Below are 16618 nucleotides of genomic sequence, written 5' to 3' on the forward strand. Positions count from 1 at the left end.
TCAAATCCTCACACTCCGATTTGTAATCGCGAGTGCTCTTTCCGCGCAATAAATAGCAGGTCAAACTACGACAGCAATTGGACAAAGTGCATTTCATGCGCAAAGAATTGCAATTCCGCGACACTATCGCTATATAAGGCCGTATTTCCCGGACAATGTGGTGTTACACCCCGGACCGCGACACCGGCGCGGACTGACAGAAGGACTATATCCATGGCTCAACAATTGCTCATGCCGAAGGCAACTGCCATCTGGCTTGTCGACAATACAGCCTTGTCATTCGACCAGATCGCGCAGTTCTGCAAGCTGCATCCGCTCGAAGTGAAGGCCATTGCCGATGGCGAAGCAGCACAGGGCATCAAGGGCCTCGACCCGATCTCGACCGGTCAGCTGACCCGTGACGAAATCGCCCGCGCAGAAGCCAATCCGAACCACAAGCTGAAGCTTTCCGAGCCGAAGGTTCGCGTGCCGGAATCCAAGCGCCGCGGCCCGCGTTACACCCCAGTCTCCAAGCGCCAGGACCGCCCGAACGCCATCCTCTGGCTGGTGCGCAACCATCCGGAACTGAAGGACGCGCAGATTTCCCGCCTCGTCGGCACCACCAAGTCGACCATTGAGCAGATCCGCGACCGCACCCACTGGAATTCGGCCAACCTGGCGCCGATGGATCCGGTAACCCTCGGCCTCTGCAGCCAGATCGATCTCGACATGGAAGTCGAAAAGGCCGCCAAGGGCCGTCCGCTGCCGACGGCCGCCGAACTCGGCGCAACGCTGCAGCCTGCCCAGGAAACCGAGAAGCTCGGCTTCAGCTATGAGCGTGAAGAAGAGAAGGAAAAGGAAATCGACGCCGATGCCGTTTTCGCCAAGCTGAAGTCGCTGAAGTCGACCAGCCGCGACGACGAGGACGACGATCAGTTCTAAGGTCCGGCATCACGGATAGGAATGCAAAGCCCCGGCCGAACCGGGGCTTTTTCTTTGTCTAATAGCCCGGTCCATCCTCGCCCTTCGAGGCTTCGCGCCTCAGGGTGAGGATGGAGAGCGCTCCTTAGCGTAAGACCAGCTCCTGTAGCTGACGCCGTCTTGCGCAGAAGACTAGACCTCATGGTGAGGTGCGTAGGCTCCTGAGCTTATCGAAGGGGCCGAAGCCTCGAACCACGATGGCGGGTGGGAATACCTTTTAAATTTCCGATAGGAGGTCGTTCTTGTGACCCCGTACGCGTCAAAAGCTTTCAGCACGTTTATTTTGAGGAAAATTTACCGCGCCCCAAAAATCGCAGAACCGACGCGAACGCTCGTCGCGCCGAAAGCAACGGCGGTTTCATAGTCGCTCGACATGCCCATGGAGAGCTTTTCGACGCCGGCCCGATCGGCAAGCTTTGCAAGCAGGGCGAAATGCGGTCCCGGATTTTCCTCCGCCGGCGGGATGCACATCAGACCCTCGATCGAAAGTCCAAGCTCCTTGCGGCAAAGCTCGACAAAAGCGACTGTATCATCCGGTGTGATGCCTGCTTTTTGCGGCTCCAGCCCGGTATTGACTTGCACGTATAGCCTGACGGCCTTGCCCTGCCGCTTCATTTCTTCCGCCAGAGCCCGCGCGATCTTTTCACGGTCGACGGTTTCGATGACGTCGAACAACGCCACAGCGTCGGCCGCCTTGTTCGATTGCAGCGGCCCGATCAAGTGTAGCTCGATCCCGGGGGTTTCGGCCTTCAGCTCCGGCCACTTGCCCTGACTTTCCTGCACGCGGTTCTCGCCGAACACCCGCTGGCCGGCCGAGATGGCAGGGCGAATCTGGTCGGCATCAAAGGTCTTGGAAACGGCAACGAGCTGCACCGACCCCGCAGCTCGGCCAGCCTGGCGTTCGGCCGCCGCGATATGGGAACGGACTTCGTTCAGGCGCTCTTGAAGTTCCATCTTTTCGCCTCGATATTTTCGCTTGCTTCTCAAACTTTGCAGTAATGCGGCTTGCAGGCATTGCCAAGGGCGAATGCGCCCGAATCCGGCTTTGCTTTGCAAGATAAGGCACTTGCTGCAACTGCTAAACTTGACGCTTGGGTGGTTTCGTGGTGAAGGTCACGCCTTACTCCCCATGATTTTCCGGAATACAAGATCAGATGACGACCGAACGTTATAATCCGCGCGACGCCGAGCCCCGCTGGCAGGAAAAATGGAACGAAGAAAAGGTCTTCGTGACAGACAATGCCGATCCGCGTGAGAAATACTACGTTCTAGAGATGTTTCCCTATCCGTCGGGCCGCATCCACATGGGGCATGTGCGCAACTATGCGATGGGCGATGTCGTTGCCCGCTACAAGCGCGCCCGCGGCTACAATGTGCTGCATCCGATGGGATGGGACGCCTTCGGCATGCCGGCGGAAAACGCCGCGCGCGACAACAAGGTGCATCCGAAGGAATGGACCTACCAGAACATCGCCTCGATGCGCACCCAGCTGAAGGCCATGGGCCTGTCGCTCGACTGGAGCCGCGAGTTCGCGACCTGTGATGTCGATTACTATCACCGCCAGCAGATGCTCTTCATCGACATGATGGAAAAGGGCCTGGTCTACCGCAAGAAGTCCAAGGTCAACTGGGACCCCGTCGACAACACCGTTCTCGCCAACGAGCAGGTCATCGACGGCCGCGGCTGGCGCTCCGGCGCGCTCGTCGAGCAGCGCGAGCTGACGCAGTGGTTCTTCAAGATCACCGAATTCAGCCAGGAACTGCTGGATGCTCTGGACACGCTGGATCATTGGCCGGAAAAAGTGCGGCTGATGCAGAAGAACTGGATCGGCCGCTCCGAGGGCCTGACCGTTCGCTGGGAAATCGTGGCCGAGACCGCTCCCAACAGCGATCGCGAGATCACTGTTTATACGACCCGTCCCGATACGCTGTTCGGCGCCTCCTTCCTGGCGATTTCCGCGGATCACCCGCTGGCGAAGGAAGCGGCCGCCAAGGACCCGGCGATCGAGGCCTTCTGTGAGGAATGCCGCCGCGCCGGCACCTCGCTGGCCGCACTCGAAACGGCCGAGAAGAAGGGTATGGACACCGGCATCCGCGTTCGCCACCCCTTCGATCCGTCCTGGGAACTGCCCGTCTACATCGCCAACTTCGTGCTGATGGACTATGGCACGGGCGCCATCTTCGGCTGCCCATCGGGCGACCAGCGCGATCTGGATTTCGCCCGCAAATACAGCCTGCCCGTCGTGCCCGTCGTCATGCCCGCTGATGGCGATGCGGCAAGCTTTACGGTCGGCGATGTCGCCTATGACGGCGACGGTGTCATGATCAATTCCCGTTTTCTCGACGGCATGAGTACCGAGGAAGCCTTCGAAACGGTCGCCACAAAGCTTTCCGAAACGAGCCTCGGCAACGCGCCACAGGCCGAGCGCAAGGTGAATTTCCGCCTGCGCGACTGGGGCATTTCCCGTCAGCGCTACTGGGGCTGCCCGATCCCGGTCATCCATTGCGACGATTGCGGCGTGCTGCCGGTGCCGAAGAAGGATCTGCCGGTCAAGCTGCCCGACGACGTGACTTTCGATCAGCCCGGCAATCCGCTCGACCGGCACGCCACTTGGCGGCATGTCGCCTGCCCGCAATGCGGCAAGGATGCCCGCCGTGAAACAGACACGATGGACACCTTCGTCGATTCGAGCTGGTATTTCGCGCGTTTCACTGCCCCTTGGGAAAACCAGCCGACGGATCAGAAGGCCGCCAACCACTGGCTGCCCGTCGATCAGTATATCGGCGGCATCGAACACGCGATCCTGCATCTGCTCTATTCGCGCTTCTTCACCCGCGCCATGCGCGAAACCGGCCATCTCGACGTGAAAGAGCCCTTCAAGGGCCTGTTCACTCAAGGCATGGTGGTGCACGAGACCTATAGCCGCGGCTCAGGCCTGACGCGCGAATGGGTATCACCGGCCGATATCCGCATCGAAGAGGTGGACGGCCAGCGCCGCGCCACGCTGCTGTCGAATGGCGAGGATATCACCATCGGCTCGATTGAGAAGATGTCGAAGTCGAAGAAGAATGTCGTCGATCCCGATGATATCATCGCCTCCTACGGCGCCGATACGGCACGCTTCTTCGTGCTCTCCGATTCGCCGCCCGACCGCGACGTCATCTGGTCGGAAGCCGGTGTCGAAGGCGCGCATCGTTTCACCCAGCGCATGTGGCGTCTCGTCTCCGAAGCCGCCGATGTCTTGAAGACGGCTGAATCGACTCCGGCTAAGGAAGGTGAGGCGCTGGCGATTTCACAGATCGCTCATCGCACGTTGAAAGCCGTTCAGGGTGACTACGACAAGCTCGCCTTCAACAAGGCGGTGGCGCGTATCTATGAATTCGTCAATGCTCTGGCAGCACCGCTGACGAAAGTAGCTGCCGGCCAGGCCGATGCAGCCTATCGCTCCGCCGTTCGCGAAGCTGTCGAGATCTTGATCGCACTGGTCGCGCCGATCACGCCGCATCTGGCTGAGGAATGCTCGGCAGCCCTCGGCAACACGCATATGGTCGCGACCAGCTCATGGCCGGTTTACGACGAAGCCCTCGTCATCGAAAATGAGATCGTCTATCCCGTCCAGATCAACGGCAAGAAGCGCGCTGAATTGACAATCGCGCGCGATGCAGATCAGAATGCCGTGCAGCAGGCCGTGCTCGCCCTGGATGCCGTTACGAGCGCATTGAATGGTCAGGCGCCAAAGAAGATCATCGTCGTTCCACAGAGGATCGTAAACATTGTCGTCTGATAGTCTTTTCAAGTTTGCCCGCATTGCCGGCGTAGCATCGCTTGTGGCCGTTGCCGGCCTCCTGTCTGCCTGCCAGGTTCGGCCGCTCTATGCCGTCAGCACCGGTGTCACGCAGAAGCTGTCGGAAGTCTCCTTCTCCGACGTCGGCACGCGCGTCGGCCTGCAGGTGCGCAATCAGCTGATCTTCATTGCGGGTCGGGGTGCCGGCGAAACGAAGACACCGAAGTACACCGTCGATCTCAGTGTCACCAGCGGAACAGGGGGCGTTCTCTATCTGCCATCGTCCAGCACGTCAGCAGCCGGTCGCACCACGGTGACTGCGTCCTTTACGCTGAAGGAAGCCGGCACGGGAAAAGTTATCAAATCCGGCGGCCGCTCGGTAACATCGCTTGTCGACTTCCCGACGCAGGAATTCGCCAAGCAGCGCGCTATCCGCGATTCGGAAGACCGGGCTGCCCGGGAAGTTGCCGAGATGGTGTCTGTCGACATCGCAGCTGCGCTCAGCCGCTGATAGAGAGCGCGGCATGGCGGAAATCAAGTCTCACGAATTTGATGGATTCCTGCAAAATGCCGCGCGCAATTATCGGGTCTTCGTGATCTATGGCCCGGATCGCGGCCTCGTTTCCGAACGTGCCGCTCAGATCGCCGCCAAAACCGGCGTCGATCTCAACGATGCCTTCTCGCTCATCAAGCTTGATGTCAGCGACCTGCAGAATGATGCAGGACGCCTGCTGGACGAAGTCAACGCCATCGGTCTGTTCGGCGGCGAAAAGCTCGTCTGGATTCGCGGCGCCGCCAATGAAAAAGCATTGGTCGATTCATTGCAGACCATTGCTGAAAACCCGCCGGAGGCGAGTTTCGTCATCGTCGAAGCCGGCGATCTGAAGAAGGGCGCCGGTCTGCGCAAGGTGGCGGAACCGGCACGCTCCATCGCGACCATTCCCTGCTATGCCGACGATGCCAGAGCACTGAATGCTCTGATCGATACGGAACTGGCAAATGAGGGGTTGCGCATCGCGCCTGCAGCCCGTCAAGCATTGCTCGAGCTTCTGGGTGGCGACCGAATCGCCTCACGCAATGAAGTACGCAAGCTGGCGCTTTACTGCCGCGGGCAGGGCACGATCGAAGAAAACCATGTCATGGAGATCATCGGCGATGCCAGTGCGATTTCCACGGACGATGCCGTCGACGCCATCTTGAAGGGGGACTCCGAGGCCTTTCTGCATGCCATGCAGAAGATCGCCTCCTCCAAGACCCCGATGTTTCTCGTGCTGCAGGGTTGCCTGCGGCAGTTTCAGATGCTCGATACGATGCGGGCCGAGATGGATGAAAAGCGGATCGCGCCGGCCCAGGTCATGCAGACGCATGGGCGTCATCTGCATTTCAGGCGCAAGCCGATCATAGAACAGGCTCTCAAAACCTGGTCCGCTCCTGCCATCGCCCGGGAGATGAACAGGCTGCAATCCGCCATTCTCCAGACGCGCCAGCGCGCGAGCCTCGAAGACACGATCGCAACGCAGACCCTGCTTGCGACCACATTGCAGTCGGCACGCAGAGGCTGATGTTTCACGGGAAACGGCTTGGATGGGCCGGACGCGGAGCGAAGCCGAAACCACCCATCTCTTTGTTTTTACAGCATTATTGAGTTATCGAGCAATTCCGGAGAAAACGCGCAGCGGCCTTCCGTCGGGTATAGCGAGTAGCAAGCGACCAGACCGATGACGTTCCCGTGAGAGGCTGAACCGTTCTAGCGGCGCTCCAGAAGCCGGCAGATTTCCTCAAGCTGCTCCAGCGTCTTGTAGCTGATCTTCACCTGGCCGCCATTGCCGCGGTGATTGATGGAAACATCCAGCCCGAGCGTGTCCGACAGGGTGCGCTCGAGCGCCAGCGTATCGGAATCCTTCTCATCCCTGCGCGCGCCAGCCGGGCGAGGATCGTTCTGCGCTTTGATGTCGTTCTGTGCGAGACGCTCGGCATCGCGAACCGACATGCCTTTTGAGACGACGGTCCGCGCCAGTCCCGTCGGATCGGAGGTCGAAACAAGCGCGCGGGCATGGCCGGCGGAAAGCGAGCCGGCAGCAAGCATGTCGCGCACCGGATCGGGAAGCTTCAGCAGTCGCAAAGAATTGGCGACATGGCTACGGCTCTTGCCGATGATTTCGCCGAGATCATTCTGCGTATAGCCATGTTCGGCGATCAGCTGCTCGTAACCCAATGCCTCTTCCAATGGATTGAGGTCTGCGCGCTGGACGTTCTCGACAATAGCGATCTCAAGCGCGGTCTTGTCGTCAACATCGCGTACGATCACTGGAATTTCGATCAGGCCGGCAAGCTGAGCTGCGCGCCAGCGTCTTTCACCGGCAATGATTTCAAAGCGATCGCTAGAAACCGTGCGGACCACGACCGGCTGGACGATGCCATGCTGGCGGATAGAGCTGGCAAGATCATGCAGCTCGGTTTCGTCGAAATAGCGGCGCGGATTGCGCGGATTGCGGCTGATGAACTCGATCGGCACCAGGCGATCGGGATTGACGGCCGGTCTGCCGGCATCCACAGGCGTCGGCTGATCCATCTCCCCGATAAGGGCCGCCAGTCCGCGCCCGAGACGCCGCTTCGAAAGATCATCATTCATCGCCGATACTCACTCTTGAACAAATACTAGGTCATATCAGGCGGCAGCTTTCCGCTGCCGCTCTCTTTGAATCACTTCCGAAGCCAGTTGCAGATAGGCCTGGCTGCCTGCACACTTCAGATCGTAAAGAATGGCGGGCTTGCCGTAGGATGGTGCTTCGGACACGCGAACGTTGCGCGGAATCAACGTGTGGTAGACTTTCTCGCCAAGATGAGTCCGTACATCGGTGACAACCTGCTGCGCCAGATTGTTGCGAGAATCAAACATGGTCAAGACGATTCCCTGAATATCGAGGGACGGATTGACCGTGCGCCGCACCTGATCGACGGTTTCCAGTAGCTGGCTTAGGCCTTCCAGTGCGAAAAATTCGCACTGTAACGGCACCAAAACGGAATGTGCCGCCGCCATGGCATTCATCGTCAGAAGATTGAACGAGGGTGGGCAATCCACCAGAATATAGGAGAAGGCGAGGGCGTCGGAGGCGTTCAGCGCTCGCCGCAGCTTGAAAACGCGATCCGGCTGCTGCGCGATCTCCATCTCGACGCCGAGCAGATCCATCGTTGATGGCACGATGAAGAGATTCGGAACGGCCGTTTCCTGAACCGTATCCATGATCCCATGGCTGCCTACCAACAGATCATAGGACGACAACTTGCGATCACGTCGCTCGATACCCAAGCCGGTACTGGCATTGCCCTGCGGATCGAGATCCACGATCAGGACGCGCTCACCGATGGCCGCAAGAGCCGTCGCCAGGTTGATGGCGGTCGTCGTCTTCCCAACGCCGCCCTTTTGATTTGCGATTGTAATAATCCGGTTTCGCTCGCCGATCATCTGCCGCATATCCAATTATGGTTAAATCAGGCGTCGAAGGCGACTTAGCTCCAGAATGACGGAATCTCGCTCGACGACACTCTGATGTTTTACCAGATCGAATTCCCAACGACTACGGGCTTTCTGTAGCTCGCGCTCGTAATCCCGGCCTTTATGCAGAAAGAGACGCATATTTTCATTGCGATCGAGCCAAGGAGCCGCGTAGTCCAGCAGCATCTCAAGCTCGGCAAGCGCTCGCGCGGAAATTACGTCACAATTTCGGATAGCCGAAGGCGCTTCTTCGATACGAATGGCATGAACCGCGCCGCGAGCTGCGCATTCCCGCAGACAGACACGCAAAAACGCAGCCTTTTTCTGATTGCTTTCGACCAGATCGACGTGCCCGGCACCCTTTTCCGCCAGCAGAATTGCCGTTATCACACCCGGAAATCCACCACCACTCCCCAGATCAACCCAATGATCTGTTGCCGGATGCAGCTGAAATATCTGCGCGCTATCCGCGATATGGCGGCGCCAAAGATCGTCGATCGTAGAAGGCGCGACAAGATTGATGGTCTTCGCCCATTTCTGAAAAAGCTGCGCAAAATGCTGCAGCCGCTCCTGTGTTTCACGTGAAACACGCACACCGTTCAATTCCATACTATTGGACTCTCTAACCTTGTAGTGGCGTCAGGAAACGAGCTTCTGCTCTTCAGGCGCGCTCATCTTCCTCAAATAAGCCAATAGCAAAGAGATAGCCGCCGGCGTCATTCCGTCAATGCGCGAGGCCTGGGCGATATTCTTGGGCCGAGCAACCCCCAGCTTCTGCTTCAGCTCATTGGACAATCCTGAAAGAACGGAGAAATCAAACTCCGCCGGAATAACACGCTCTTCTTCCCTGCGGGCTTGAACGATATCAGCTGTCTGGCGATCCATATAGACGGCATAGGCCGCCTCGATCTCGATCGCCTCAGCCACGTTGCGCTCAATGGACCCCAATTCCGGCCAGAGCCGCGACAGGTTTTCCACCGACTGACCTGGATGAGACAGAAGCTCATAGGCGGAACGTCGCTGACCGTCCTTGTTAAGATGCATACCGGCCTTCTCGGCCTCGTTCGGCGTCACAGTCAAGCTTCTCAGCTGATCGCGCGTCTGCTCGAGCTTCTTCATATACCGGCCGAAACGCGCCGCACGACCGAAACCAACGCAGCCCAAAGCAAGCCCGACCGGAGTAAGGCGAACATCGGCATTGTCAGCGCGGAGCGACAGACGATACTCCGCGCGCGAGGTGAACATACGATAAGGCTCTGCTACGCCGCGCGAGGTCAAATCGTCGATCATCACACCGATATAGGATTCTGTTCTGCTGAACTCGATGGCTTTGCCGCCGCCGGCTAAACGCGCGGCATTCAGCCCCGCGACGAGCCCCTGGGCGCCAGCTTCTTCATATCCCGTCGTACCGTTGATTTGACCAGCCAAGAAAAGTCCGGGAATTTTTTCCACTTCAAGGGATAGTTTCAATTCACGCGGATCGACATGATCATACTCAATGGCATAGGCATGCTGAAGAATGCGCACTCGTTCCAGACCCGGAATGGTCTTGATGAACTCATTCTGGACATCCTCAGGCAGCGAGGTCGATATGCCGTTTGGATAGACGGTATTGTCGTCCAAACCCTCCGGCTCCAGGAAGATTTGATGACCGTCGCGTTCACCGAATTTGACGATCTTGTCTTCGATCGATGGGCAATAGCGCGGTCCCACGCCTTCAATCTGGCCGGAATACATCGCCGAACGCTTCAGGTTTTCGGCAATGATCCTGTGAGTCTCAGGCGTCGTTCTGGTTACGCCGCATTCAATTTGTGGATTCACGATGGAATCGGTCATGAAAGAGAAGGGCGTCGGATCTTCATCCGCTCCCTGCCGTCCAACAGAATCCCAATCGATGCTCGTACCATCAAGCCGGGCAGGGGTTCCGGTTTTCAACCGCCCCAAGGCAAGGCCATGTCGTAGCAGCGTAGCGGAAAGCCCGAGAGATGGCTCCTCGCCAACGCGACCAGCCGGTATCTTCTTGTCGCCAATATGAATGAGGCCGCGAAGGAAGGTACCAGTGGTCAGAACAACGGCGCCGCAGCGAATGCTGCGCCCGTCTTTCAAGATCACCGCAGACACCCGGCCGTGCTCAAAGCCGAGATCGAAAGCGTCACCCTCTATGATCTCGAGATTGTCGATTGCGGCGATCTCTGCCTGCATGGCCAAACGATAGAGCTTGCGGTCTGCCTGGGTACGTGGGCCGCGCACGGCAGGGCCCTTCTTGCGATTGAGCATGCGAAACTGGATACCAGCCGCATCCGCAACGCGACCCATCAAGCCATCAAGAGCATCAATTTCCCGAACCAGATGACCTTTGCCAAGACCGCCAATTGCGGGGTTACAGGACATGACGCCGATCGTATCGCGCTTATGCGTTACGAGTGCCGTACGCGCACCCAGGCGCGCGGCTGCGGCTGCGGCTTCGCTGCCTGCATGCCCACCACCCACAACAATCACATCATACATTGTATCGAACATCATCCAGTCCTCGGTCGTGCCGCTTGTTTGGCACACCAATTTAAGGAGTCAAGAAGGTTTCACGTGAAACGTCAATCAGGGACGTAAGGCGCAACCCTGTTTCACGTGAATCATTTTCCTATGCAGAATTCCGAGAAGATCACATCCAGCAAATCTTCCACATCGACCCGTCCGGTAATGCGTCCAAGGCTGGTTGCCGCCTGCCTTAAATATTCTGCCCTGATATCGAGACCGCGATCCTCTGACGCAAGCGCCGCCTCGACGGCACGAAGGCTCTCGCCAAGCAATGTGCGATGACGCAGCCGACTCGGCAAAGCCAACGACAGCATCCCGGAACGCGCCTGCAGATCCTGCCGCAGAAGCTCATGCAACTCCGCCAAACCAGAACCGGTAGCCGAGGAAATCAACAAATCATACTGATTGGTTTGCCCAGGGTGGATATCAGCTTTCGTACCGATAGTCAGGACCTTACCAGTAAAACCAGGAAAATTCCGTTGTGCTTCACTGCCGATTTCGGCAAGAGACAGAACAAGATCCGCATCAGCAACCGTGCGCAGCGCGCGCCGAATGCCCTCCCGCTCGACGAGCTCATCGGTTTCCCGCAGTCCGGCCGTATCATAGAGCTTGACGGCATATCCCTCGATATTGAGATCGATATGCAGAACATCGCGCGTGGTGCCGGCAATATCAGTAACGATTGCCACTTCACGCTTTGCCAGCGCATTCATGAGACTGGATTTGCCGGCATTAGGCACGCCTGCGATCACCACCTTCAAGCCATCCCGAATGATCTCGCCGAGATCGGCACCAGCGAGATGATCGGAAATTTCCAGGCGCAGCCGCGTCATATCGGCCCATACCATATCGGAGACGGAGCCAGGCACGTCGTCCTCGTCGGCAAAATCCAGTTCCGCCTCGATCAGAGCGCGTGCCCGTGTCAATCTGTCGGCCCAAGCGTTATAGAGACCCGATAGCCCGCCAGCCGTATGCTCGAGCGCAAGCCGACGCTGCATCTCCGTTTCAGCACTGATGAGATCGGCAAGGCCTTCCACCTCCACCAGATCCATCTTTCCATTCTCGAGGGCACGCCGCGAAAACTCACCGTGCTCCGCCAGACGGCAATGCTCGAAGGTCGAAAGCTCCTGCAGAAGCGCATTCACCACCGCTTTGCCGCCATGAACATGAATCTCGACACAATCTTCTCCGGTAAAGGAGGCTGGGCCGGGGAAAATCAGCACTAGGCCGCGATCGATGACTAGACCGTTACGAGTCCGAATCGTTTTCAGCCCGGCTTGCCGAGGAGCCGGCAGCGCGCCGGCAAGGGACCCAGCAATAGGGAACGCCAGATTCCCGCTGATACGAATGACGGCAACGCCGGCCGGCAGACCACCGCTGGACAAAGCATAGATCGTCTCGTTCATGGTCACCATCAAATTGATCCGCATCCGAATCGATTGCCGGGCGGGCGACATCCGATCCAACAAACAAAATCGGGCTGCAAAATGCAGCCCGATCATAACACCATATAAGCACTGCCAAAGCAGCGGATTCTATGAATCCGGCTAAGGATTACGTGTTCATCGAATCGAAGAAGTCCGGGTTGTTCTTCGTCTGCTTGAGCTTGTCGATGAGGAATTCGATTGCATCGGTCGTACCCATCGGGGCAAGAATTCGACGCAGAACGAAGATCTTCTGCAGATCCTGGCGCGGCACAAGCAAGTCTTCCTTACGCGTACCGGACTTGAGAATATCCATCGCCGGGAAGATGCGCTTGTCGGCGACCTTGCGGTCGAGCACGATTTCTGAGTTACCGGTACCCTTGAATTCTTCGAAGATCACTTCGTCCATGCGGCTGCCGGTATCGATCAGAGCCGTCGCGATGATCGTCAGCGAACCGCCTTCTTCGATATTACGCGCGGCACCGAAGAAGCGCTTCGGGCGCTGCAGAGCGTTGGCGTCGACACCACCGGTCAGAACCTTGCCCGAAGAGGGGACGACGGTGTTATAGGCGCGGCCGAGGCGGGTGATGGAATCGAGCAGGATGACGACGTCGCGGCCGTGTTCGACAAGGCGCTTGGCCTTCTCAATGACCATTTCGGCAACCTGCACGTGACGCACGGCCGGCTCGTCGAAGGTCGACGAGATGACTTCACCACGCACGGAGCGCTGCATATCGGTCACTTCTTCCGGACGCTCGTCGATCAAGAGAACGATCAGATAGCAGTCGGGATGATTGGCGGTGATGGAATGGGCGATGTTCTGCAGGAGAACGGTTTTACCGGTACGCGGCGGCGCGACGATCAGGCCGCGCTGGCCCTTGCCGAGCGGTGCCACAAGATCGATGACACGCGGTGACAGATCCTTCGACGTGGGAACGTCGAGTTCCATACGGAAACGCTCGTTTGGATAGAGCGGCGTCAGATTGTCGAAGTGAACCTTGTGACGGATCTTTTCCGGATCGTCGAAATTGATGGTGTTGACCTTGAGCAGCGCGAAATAACGTTCGCCTTCCTTCGGTCCGCGGATCGGTCCCTCGACCGTATCGCCCGTCTTCAAAGAGAAACGGCGGATCTGCGAGGGGGAGATATAGATGTCGTCCGGACCGGGAAGATAGTTTGCGTTAGCGGAACGCAAGAAACCGAAGCCATCCTGCAGAACCTCGACGACGCCCTCGCCGATGATTTCTACGTCCTGGCTCGCCAGCACCTTGAGAATTGCAAACATCAATTCCTGTTTGCGCATCGTGCTGGCGTTTTCCACCTCGAGCGATTCGGCAAAGGCCAGGAGATCGGTCGGGGATTTATTTTTCAGTTCCTGAAGCTTCATTTCAGCCATGAAGGGAATTACTCATTTTTAGGAGGGGAAAGGCAATGTTGCTCGTATTCAGAACCGCGATAGGGGCGCTCGCGGGCGACAGAATGGATACATGCCACGAAGAGAAGATGGCGGGAAAATAGCGACTCACTTTCTGAACCGCAAGGGGGGCACGCAAAATGAAAGAAATTTAACGTCGCCCCTAATACAGCCACGCCTCACGCAAAGGGCTTGACGACCACGAGAATGACGATCCCGATCATCAACAGCGTCGGCGCCTCGTTCATCAGGCGCCAGTACCGCGCCGAATGCTTATTTTCGTCTCGGGCGAAGGCGCGCACCGCGCTGCTGAAATGACCGTGAACGGCCGATAGCAGCACAACGAGCCCGATCTTGGCGTGCAGCCAGCCACCCTGGAAATCATAGACGGACCAGGCGAGGTAGAGCCCGAAAATCCAGGTCAGAATCATCGCCGGCGTGATGATGTAACGCAGCAGCCGCTGCTCCATCACCTTGAAGGTCTCGGATTGCTGCGAACCCGGTTCCGCATCGATATGATAGACGAAAAGACGCGGCAGATAGAACATGCCGGCCATCCACGAGATGACGGCAATGATGTGCAGCGCCTTGATCCAGAGATAGAGATCGGCGGGATGCCAGGCGAAGAGGCCGATCGCCAGAACCGCAAAAATCAGGATCATGAAATAGGCGCGCCGTCCGGCTCTTTGGCCCGGAGCGGAATCCGTCTGCTTTTCCATCGTCATCAGTTCCTCCATCCCCGCACGCGTTCGACAAGCCTCGCAACATTGGCGGGGTCCGCCTGCGGGGTGATACCGTGCCCGAGGTTGAAAATCAGCGGGCCGTTCCCCAGCTGCTGCAAGACGTCGTCGATCCCGTCGTCCAGAGCCTTGCCGCCAGCGACGACACGCATGGGGTCAAGATTTCCCTGCACCGGCCCGTCCTTCTGCAGTTCGCGAGCAAAGGCCAATGGCACCGACCAATCGAGACCGATCGCATCGGCACCCGTCTTCTGACGATAGGTTTTTAAGAGATAGCCCGCACCCTTGGCGAAAGCGATCACCCGAGCCTGCGGCCGCCGCGCCTTGATCGACGCGATCATTTTTGCGACCGGCTTGATGGCAAAAGCCTCGAATTCCTTCTCGCCGAGCACGCCGGCCCAGGAATCGAAAATCTGCACGGCATCCGCACCCGCATCGATCTGCGCGACGAGATAATCGGCGGAGATGTCTGCAAGCAGCATCAGCAGATGTTCGAAGGCCTTCGGATAGCGGTAGGCAAAGAGCCGGGCAGGGGCCTGGTCCGGTGTGCCGTGTCCAGCGATCATATAGGTCGCAACGGTCCAGGGAGCCCCACAGAAGCCAAGAAGCGTTGTCTCTGTGGGCAAGTCCCGCCGCAGCCGCCGCACCGTCTCCATGACCGGCTCCAGGTAGGCTACGACCCCCTCAGGTTTCAAAGCCAGGATGCCCGCCTCGTCGATCGGATCCATCTCCGGACCATGACCCTCGGTGTAGCGGACATTGCGCTTCAACGCATCGGGAATGACCAGAATATCGGAAAACAGGATTGCGGCATCGAAGCCATAACGCCGGATCGGCTGCATCGTCACCTCGACGGCATGGTCAGGCGTATAACAGAGATCAAGGAAGCTTCCAGCCTTCGCACGCGTTTCACGATACTCGGGTAGATAACGCCCTGCCTGTCTCATCAGCCAGAGCGGGGGAGGGCTGAGCGTTTCTCCGCTCAAGACCCGCATGATCTTCCGGCGTTCATCGGTCACAGACGTCGTCCTATATAAAACCAAACATATATTGAAAGGTTTCTATTTCTTAGAGTCGGTGAGTAGCAAGGATTAAAGTTCATCCCTTGCCTATCCATTTTGTCGCGCCTCGCGCACGAATTTGCAGAGATTTCGAAGTCATAAGCCGGCATGTGGAAAAGAAAGGAAATTTTTCAATCTTTTGAGGAAGTTGAAGAGAAATTTGGCTCTTCTCCCTCTGGGGACAAGTCGTGGATGAGTAAGGCATCGTCGATCTTGTCCACATTGCCCACAGCCACTGCGAAAGCCGTCTCTCGAAAATTCCAAATGTGGAAAACTCGGCCGTTTTCCACTTGCCCATGACGCCCCCCTTCCCGTACCTCTCTTTTCTCCCGAGATATCAACAGGTGATGGAAAGTAGCGTGGAAAACCGAACGAGCTTCTTTCATCTGCACCTGATTTCTGACTCAACGGGTGAGACTCTCATCTCCGCCGGCCGTGCTGCATCAGTTCAATTCCATGCCAGCCAGCCGATCGAGCACGTCTATCCGTTGATTCGAAACCGCAAGCAGCTTCTGCCTGTCCTGGAGGCAATCGATCACAGCCCCGGTATCGTTCTCTATACGATCGTCGATCGCGAGCTTGCCGATTTCATCGCCGAGCGCTGCCGCGAGATGGGTGTACCCTGCGTCAATGTTCTCGAGCCGGTTATGAATGTTTTCCAGACCTATCTTGGCACGGCATCTCGCCGACGTGTCGGGGCGCAGCATGTGATGAATGCGGATTATTTCGCGCGCATCGAAGCGCTGAACTTCACCATGGATCATGATGACGGCCAGATGCCCGACGATTACGATGACGCCGATGTCGTCATCATCGGTATCAGCCGCACCTCGAAAACGCCGACGAGCATCTATCTGGCGAACCGCGGCATCAAGACGGCCAACATTCCGATTGTCCATGGTGTGCCGTTGCCGGAAAGCCTTGCCAGGGCAACAAAGCCGCTGATCGTTGGACTGGTCGCGACAACAGACCGGATTTCGCAGGTCCGTGAAAATCGCATTCTCGGGGCAACGCCGGGCTTCGATCGCGGTGGCTATACGGATCGAGCGGCCATCTCCGAGGAGCTGAAATATGCTCGCTCTCTCTGCGCGCGGCACAATTGGCCGATCATCGATGTCACGCGCCGCTCGATCGAAGAGACCGCGGCTGCCATTGTTGCCCTGCGACCGAAGCTGCGCTAAGCGCTGCGGATGATTTTCTCGG

Annotated in this window: 14 protein-coding genes; 5 read left to right on the forward strand and 9 right to left on the reverse strand. The window is 57.8% G+C overall.

The features are described from left to right. The first annotated feature begins 213 nt into the window (after nucleotides 1-213). Complete coding sequence (locus tag ABOK31_RS17095; RefSeq protein ID WP_075853359.1) at nucleotides 214-921, forward strand: DUF1013 domain-containing protein; 708 nt, start codon at nucleotides 214-216, stop codon at nucleotides 919-921. Nucleotides 922-1254: 333 nt separating this feature from the next. On the opposite strand, the gene ABOK31_RS17100 is transcribed toward ABOK31_RS17095, so the two are convergent. Next, on the reverse strand, nucleotides 1255-1914 hold the full coding sequence (locus ABOK31_RS17100) for a YggS family pyridoxal phosphate-dependent enzyme (protein WP_349956851.1): 660 nt from the start codon (nucleotides 1912-1914) through the stop codon (nucleotides 1255-1257). A 200-nt stretch (nucleotides 1915-2114) separates the two neighbouring features. On the opposite strand from ABOK31_RS17100, the gene leuS reads away from it, so the two are divergent. From leuS to holA, 3 genes are read left to right on the forward strand one after another with little or no spacing between them, the layout of a single operon-like run. Next, complete coding sequence (leuS, locus tag ABOK31_RS17105) at nucleotides 2115-4745, forward strand: leucine--tRNA ligase (RefSeq protein WP_349956852.1); 2631 nt, start codon at nucleotides 2115-2117, stop codon at nucleotides 4743-4745. Further along, nucleotides 4735-5256, forward strand: a complete 522-nt coding sequence (lptE, locus tag ABOK31_RS17110; RefSeq protein ID WP_349956853.1) for an LPS assembly lipoprotein LptE — start codon at nucleotides 4735-4737, stop codon at nucleotides 5254-5256. Before leuS ends, lptE begins: the two co-directional genes overlap by 11 nt. Before the next feature lie 13 nt (nucleotides 5257-5269). Continuing rightward, nucleotides 5270-6307, forward strand: a complete 1038-nt coding sequence (gene holA, locus ABOK31_RS17115) for a DNA polymerase III subunit delta (RefSeq protein ID WP_349956854.1) — start codon at nucleotides 5270-5272, stop codon at nucleotides 6305-6307. 185 nt (nucleotides 6308-6492) lie between these two features. Here the strand turns inward: holA and ABOK31_RS17120 are convergent, their stop codons facing one another. The 8 genes from ABOK31_RS17120 to hemE all read right to left on the reverse strand — a co-directional run bounded on the left by ABOK31_RS17120 (nucleotide 6493) and on the right by hemE (nucleotide 15373). Next, a complete protein-coding gene (locus ABOK31_RS17120; RefSeq protein WP_349956855.1) occupies nucleotides 6493-7377 on the reverse strand; it encodes a ParB/RepB/Spo0J family partition protein in 885 nt (294 codons plus the stop codon). 36 nt (nucleotides 7378-7413) lie between these two features. Then, nucleotides 7414-8211, reverse strand: a complete 798-nt coding sequence (locus ABOK31_RS17125) for a ParA family protein (protein ID WP_075853352.1) — start codon at nucleotides 8209-8211, stop codon at nucleotides 7414-7416. A 21-nt stretch (nucleotides 8212-8232) separates the two neighbouring features. Beyond that, the gene (gene rsmG, locus ABOK31_RS17130) at nucleotides 8233-8850 is read right to left on the reverse strand and encodes a 16S rRNA (guanine(527)-N(7))-methyltransferase RsmG (protein ID WP_349956856.1); all 618 of its coding nucleotides are present in this window, start codon (nucleotides 8848-8850) and stop codon (nucleotides 8233-8235) included. Nucleotides 8851-8880: 30 nt separating this feature from the next. Further along, entirely contained in the window at nucleotides 8881-10761 is a 1881-nt protein-coding gene (gene mnmG, locus ABOK31_RS17135) for a tRNA uridine-5-carboxymethylaminomethyl(34) synthesis enzyme MnmG (RefSeq protein WP_075853791.1), read from the reverse strand. Nucleotides 10762-10871: 110 nt separating this feature from the next. Next, entirely contained in the window at nucleotides 10872-12191 is a 1320-nt protein-coding gene (gene mnmE, locus ABOK31_RS17140) for a tRNA uridine-5-carboxymethylaminomethyl(34) synthesis GTPase MnmE (RefSeq protein ID WP_349956857.1), read from the reverse strand. Nucleotides 12192-12330: 139 nt separating this feature from the next. Next, entirely contained in the window at nucleotides 12331-13596 is a 1266-nt protein-coding gene (gene rho, locus ABOK31_RS17145; protein WP_004127423.1) for a transcription termination factor Rho, read from the reverse strand. A 197-nt stretch (nucleotides 13597-13793) separates the two neighbouring features. Then, nucleotides 13794-14339 carry a protoporphyrinogen oxidase HemJ gene (gene hemJ / locus ABOK31_RS17150; RefSeq protein WP_349956858.1) on the reverse strand — a complete coding sequence of 182 codons (546 nt, stop codon included), beginning with the start codon at nucleotides 14337-14339 and terminating at the stop codon, nucleotides 13794-13796. Beyond that, nucleotides 14339-15373 (reverse strand): uroporphyrinogen decarboxylase, encoded by a 1035-nt coding sequence (gene hemE, locus ABOK31_RS17155; protein WP_075853349.1) that lies wholly within the window; start codon nucleotides 15371-15373, stop codon nucleotides 14339-14341. The genes hemJ and hemE overlap by 1 nt, the downstream gene beginning before the upstream one ends. Nucleotides 15374-15774: 401 nt before the next feature. Here hemE and ABOK31_RS17160 point away from each other — a divergent pair, with 401 nt between their 5' ends. Continuing rightward, nucleotides 15775-16596: a pyruvate, water dikinase regulatory protein gene (locus tag ABOK31_RS17160; RefSeq protein WP_075853348.1), complete on the forward strand. Its 822-nt coding sequence runs from the start codon at nucleotides 15775-15777 to the stop codon at nucleotides 16594-16596. Nucleotides 16597-16618 lie beyond the last annotated feature (22 nt).

It is taken from the genome of Rhizobium sp. ZPR4 (genome assembly GCF_040215725.1).
Lineage (GTDB): Bacteria > Pseudomonadota > Alphaproteobacteria > Rhizobiales > Rhizobiaceae > Rhizobium > Rhizobium rhizogenes_D.

What these genes read in the sequence shown, in the direction of transcription:
- ABOK31_RS17095 (WP_075853359.1), top strand. Translation starts at nt 214, where the DNA reads ATGGCTCAACAATTGCTCATGCCGAAGGCAACTGCCATCTGGCTTGTC.
- ABOK31_RS17100 (WP_349956851.1), bottom strand. Translation starts at nt 1,914, where the DNA reads ATGGAACTTCAAGAGCGCCTGAACGAAGTCCGTTCCCATATCGCGGCG.
- leuS (WP_349956852.1), top strand. Translation starts at nt 2,115, where the DNA reads ATGACGACCGAACGTTATAATCCGCGCGACGCCGAGCCCCGCTGGCAG.
- holA (WP_349956854.1), top strand. Translation starts at nt 5,270, where the DNA reads ATGGCGGAAATCAAGTCTCACGAATTTGATGGATTCCTGCAAAATGCC.
- ABOK31_RS17120 (WP_349956855.1), bottom strand. Translation starts at nt 7,377, where the DNA reads ATGAATGATGATCTTTCGAAGCGGCGTCTCGGGCGCGGACTGGCGGCC.
- ABOK31_RS17125 (WP_075853352.1), bottom strand. Translation starts at nt 8,211, where the DNA reads ATGATCGGCGAGCGAAACCGGATTATTACAATCGCAAATCAAAAGGGC.
- rsmG (WP_349956856.1), bottom strand. Translation starts at nt 8,850, where the DNA reads ATGGAATTGAACGGTGTGCGTGTTTCACGTGAAACACAGGAGCGGCTG.
- mnmG (WP_075853791.1), bottom strand. Translation starts at nt 10,761, where the DNA reads ATGTTCGATACAATGTATGATGTGATTGTTGTGGGTGGTGGGCATGCA.
- mnmE (WP_349956857.1), bottom strand. Translation starts at nt 12,191, where the DNA reads ATGGTGACCATGAACGAGACGATCTATGCTTTGTCCAGCGGTGGTCTG.
- rho (WP_004127423.1), bottom strand. Translation starts at nt 13,596, where the DNA reads ATGGCTGAAATGAAGCTTCAGGAACTGAAAAATAAATCCCCGACCGAT.
- hemJ (WP_349956858.1), bottom strand. Translation starts at nt 14,339, where the DNA reads ATGACGATGGAAAAGCAGACGGATTCCGCTCCGGGCCAAAGAGCCGGA.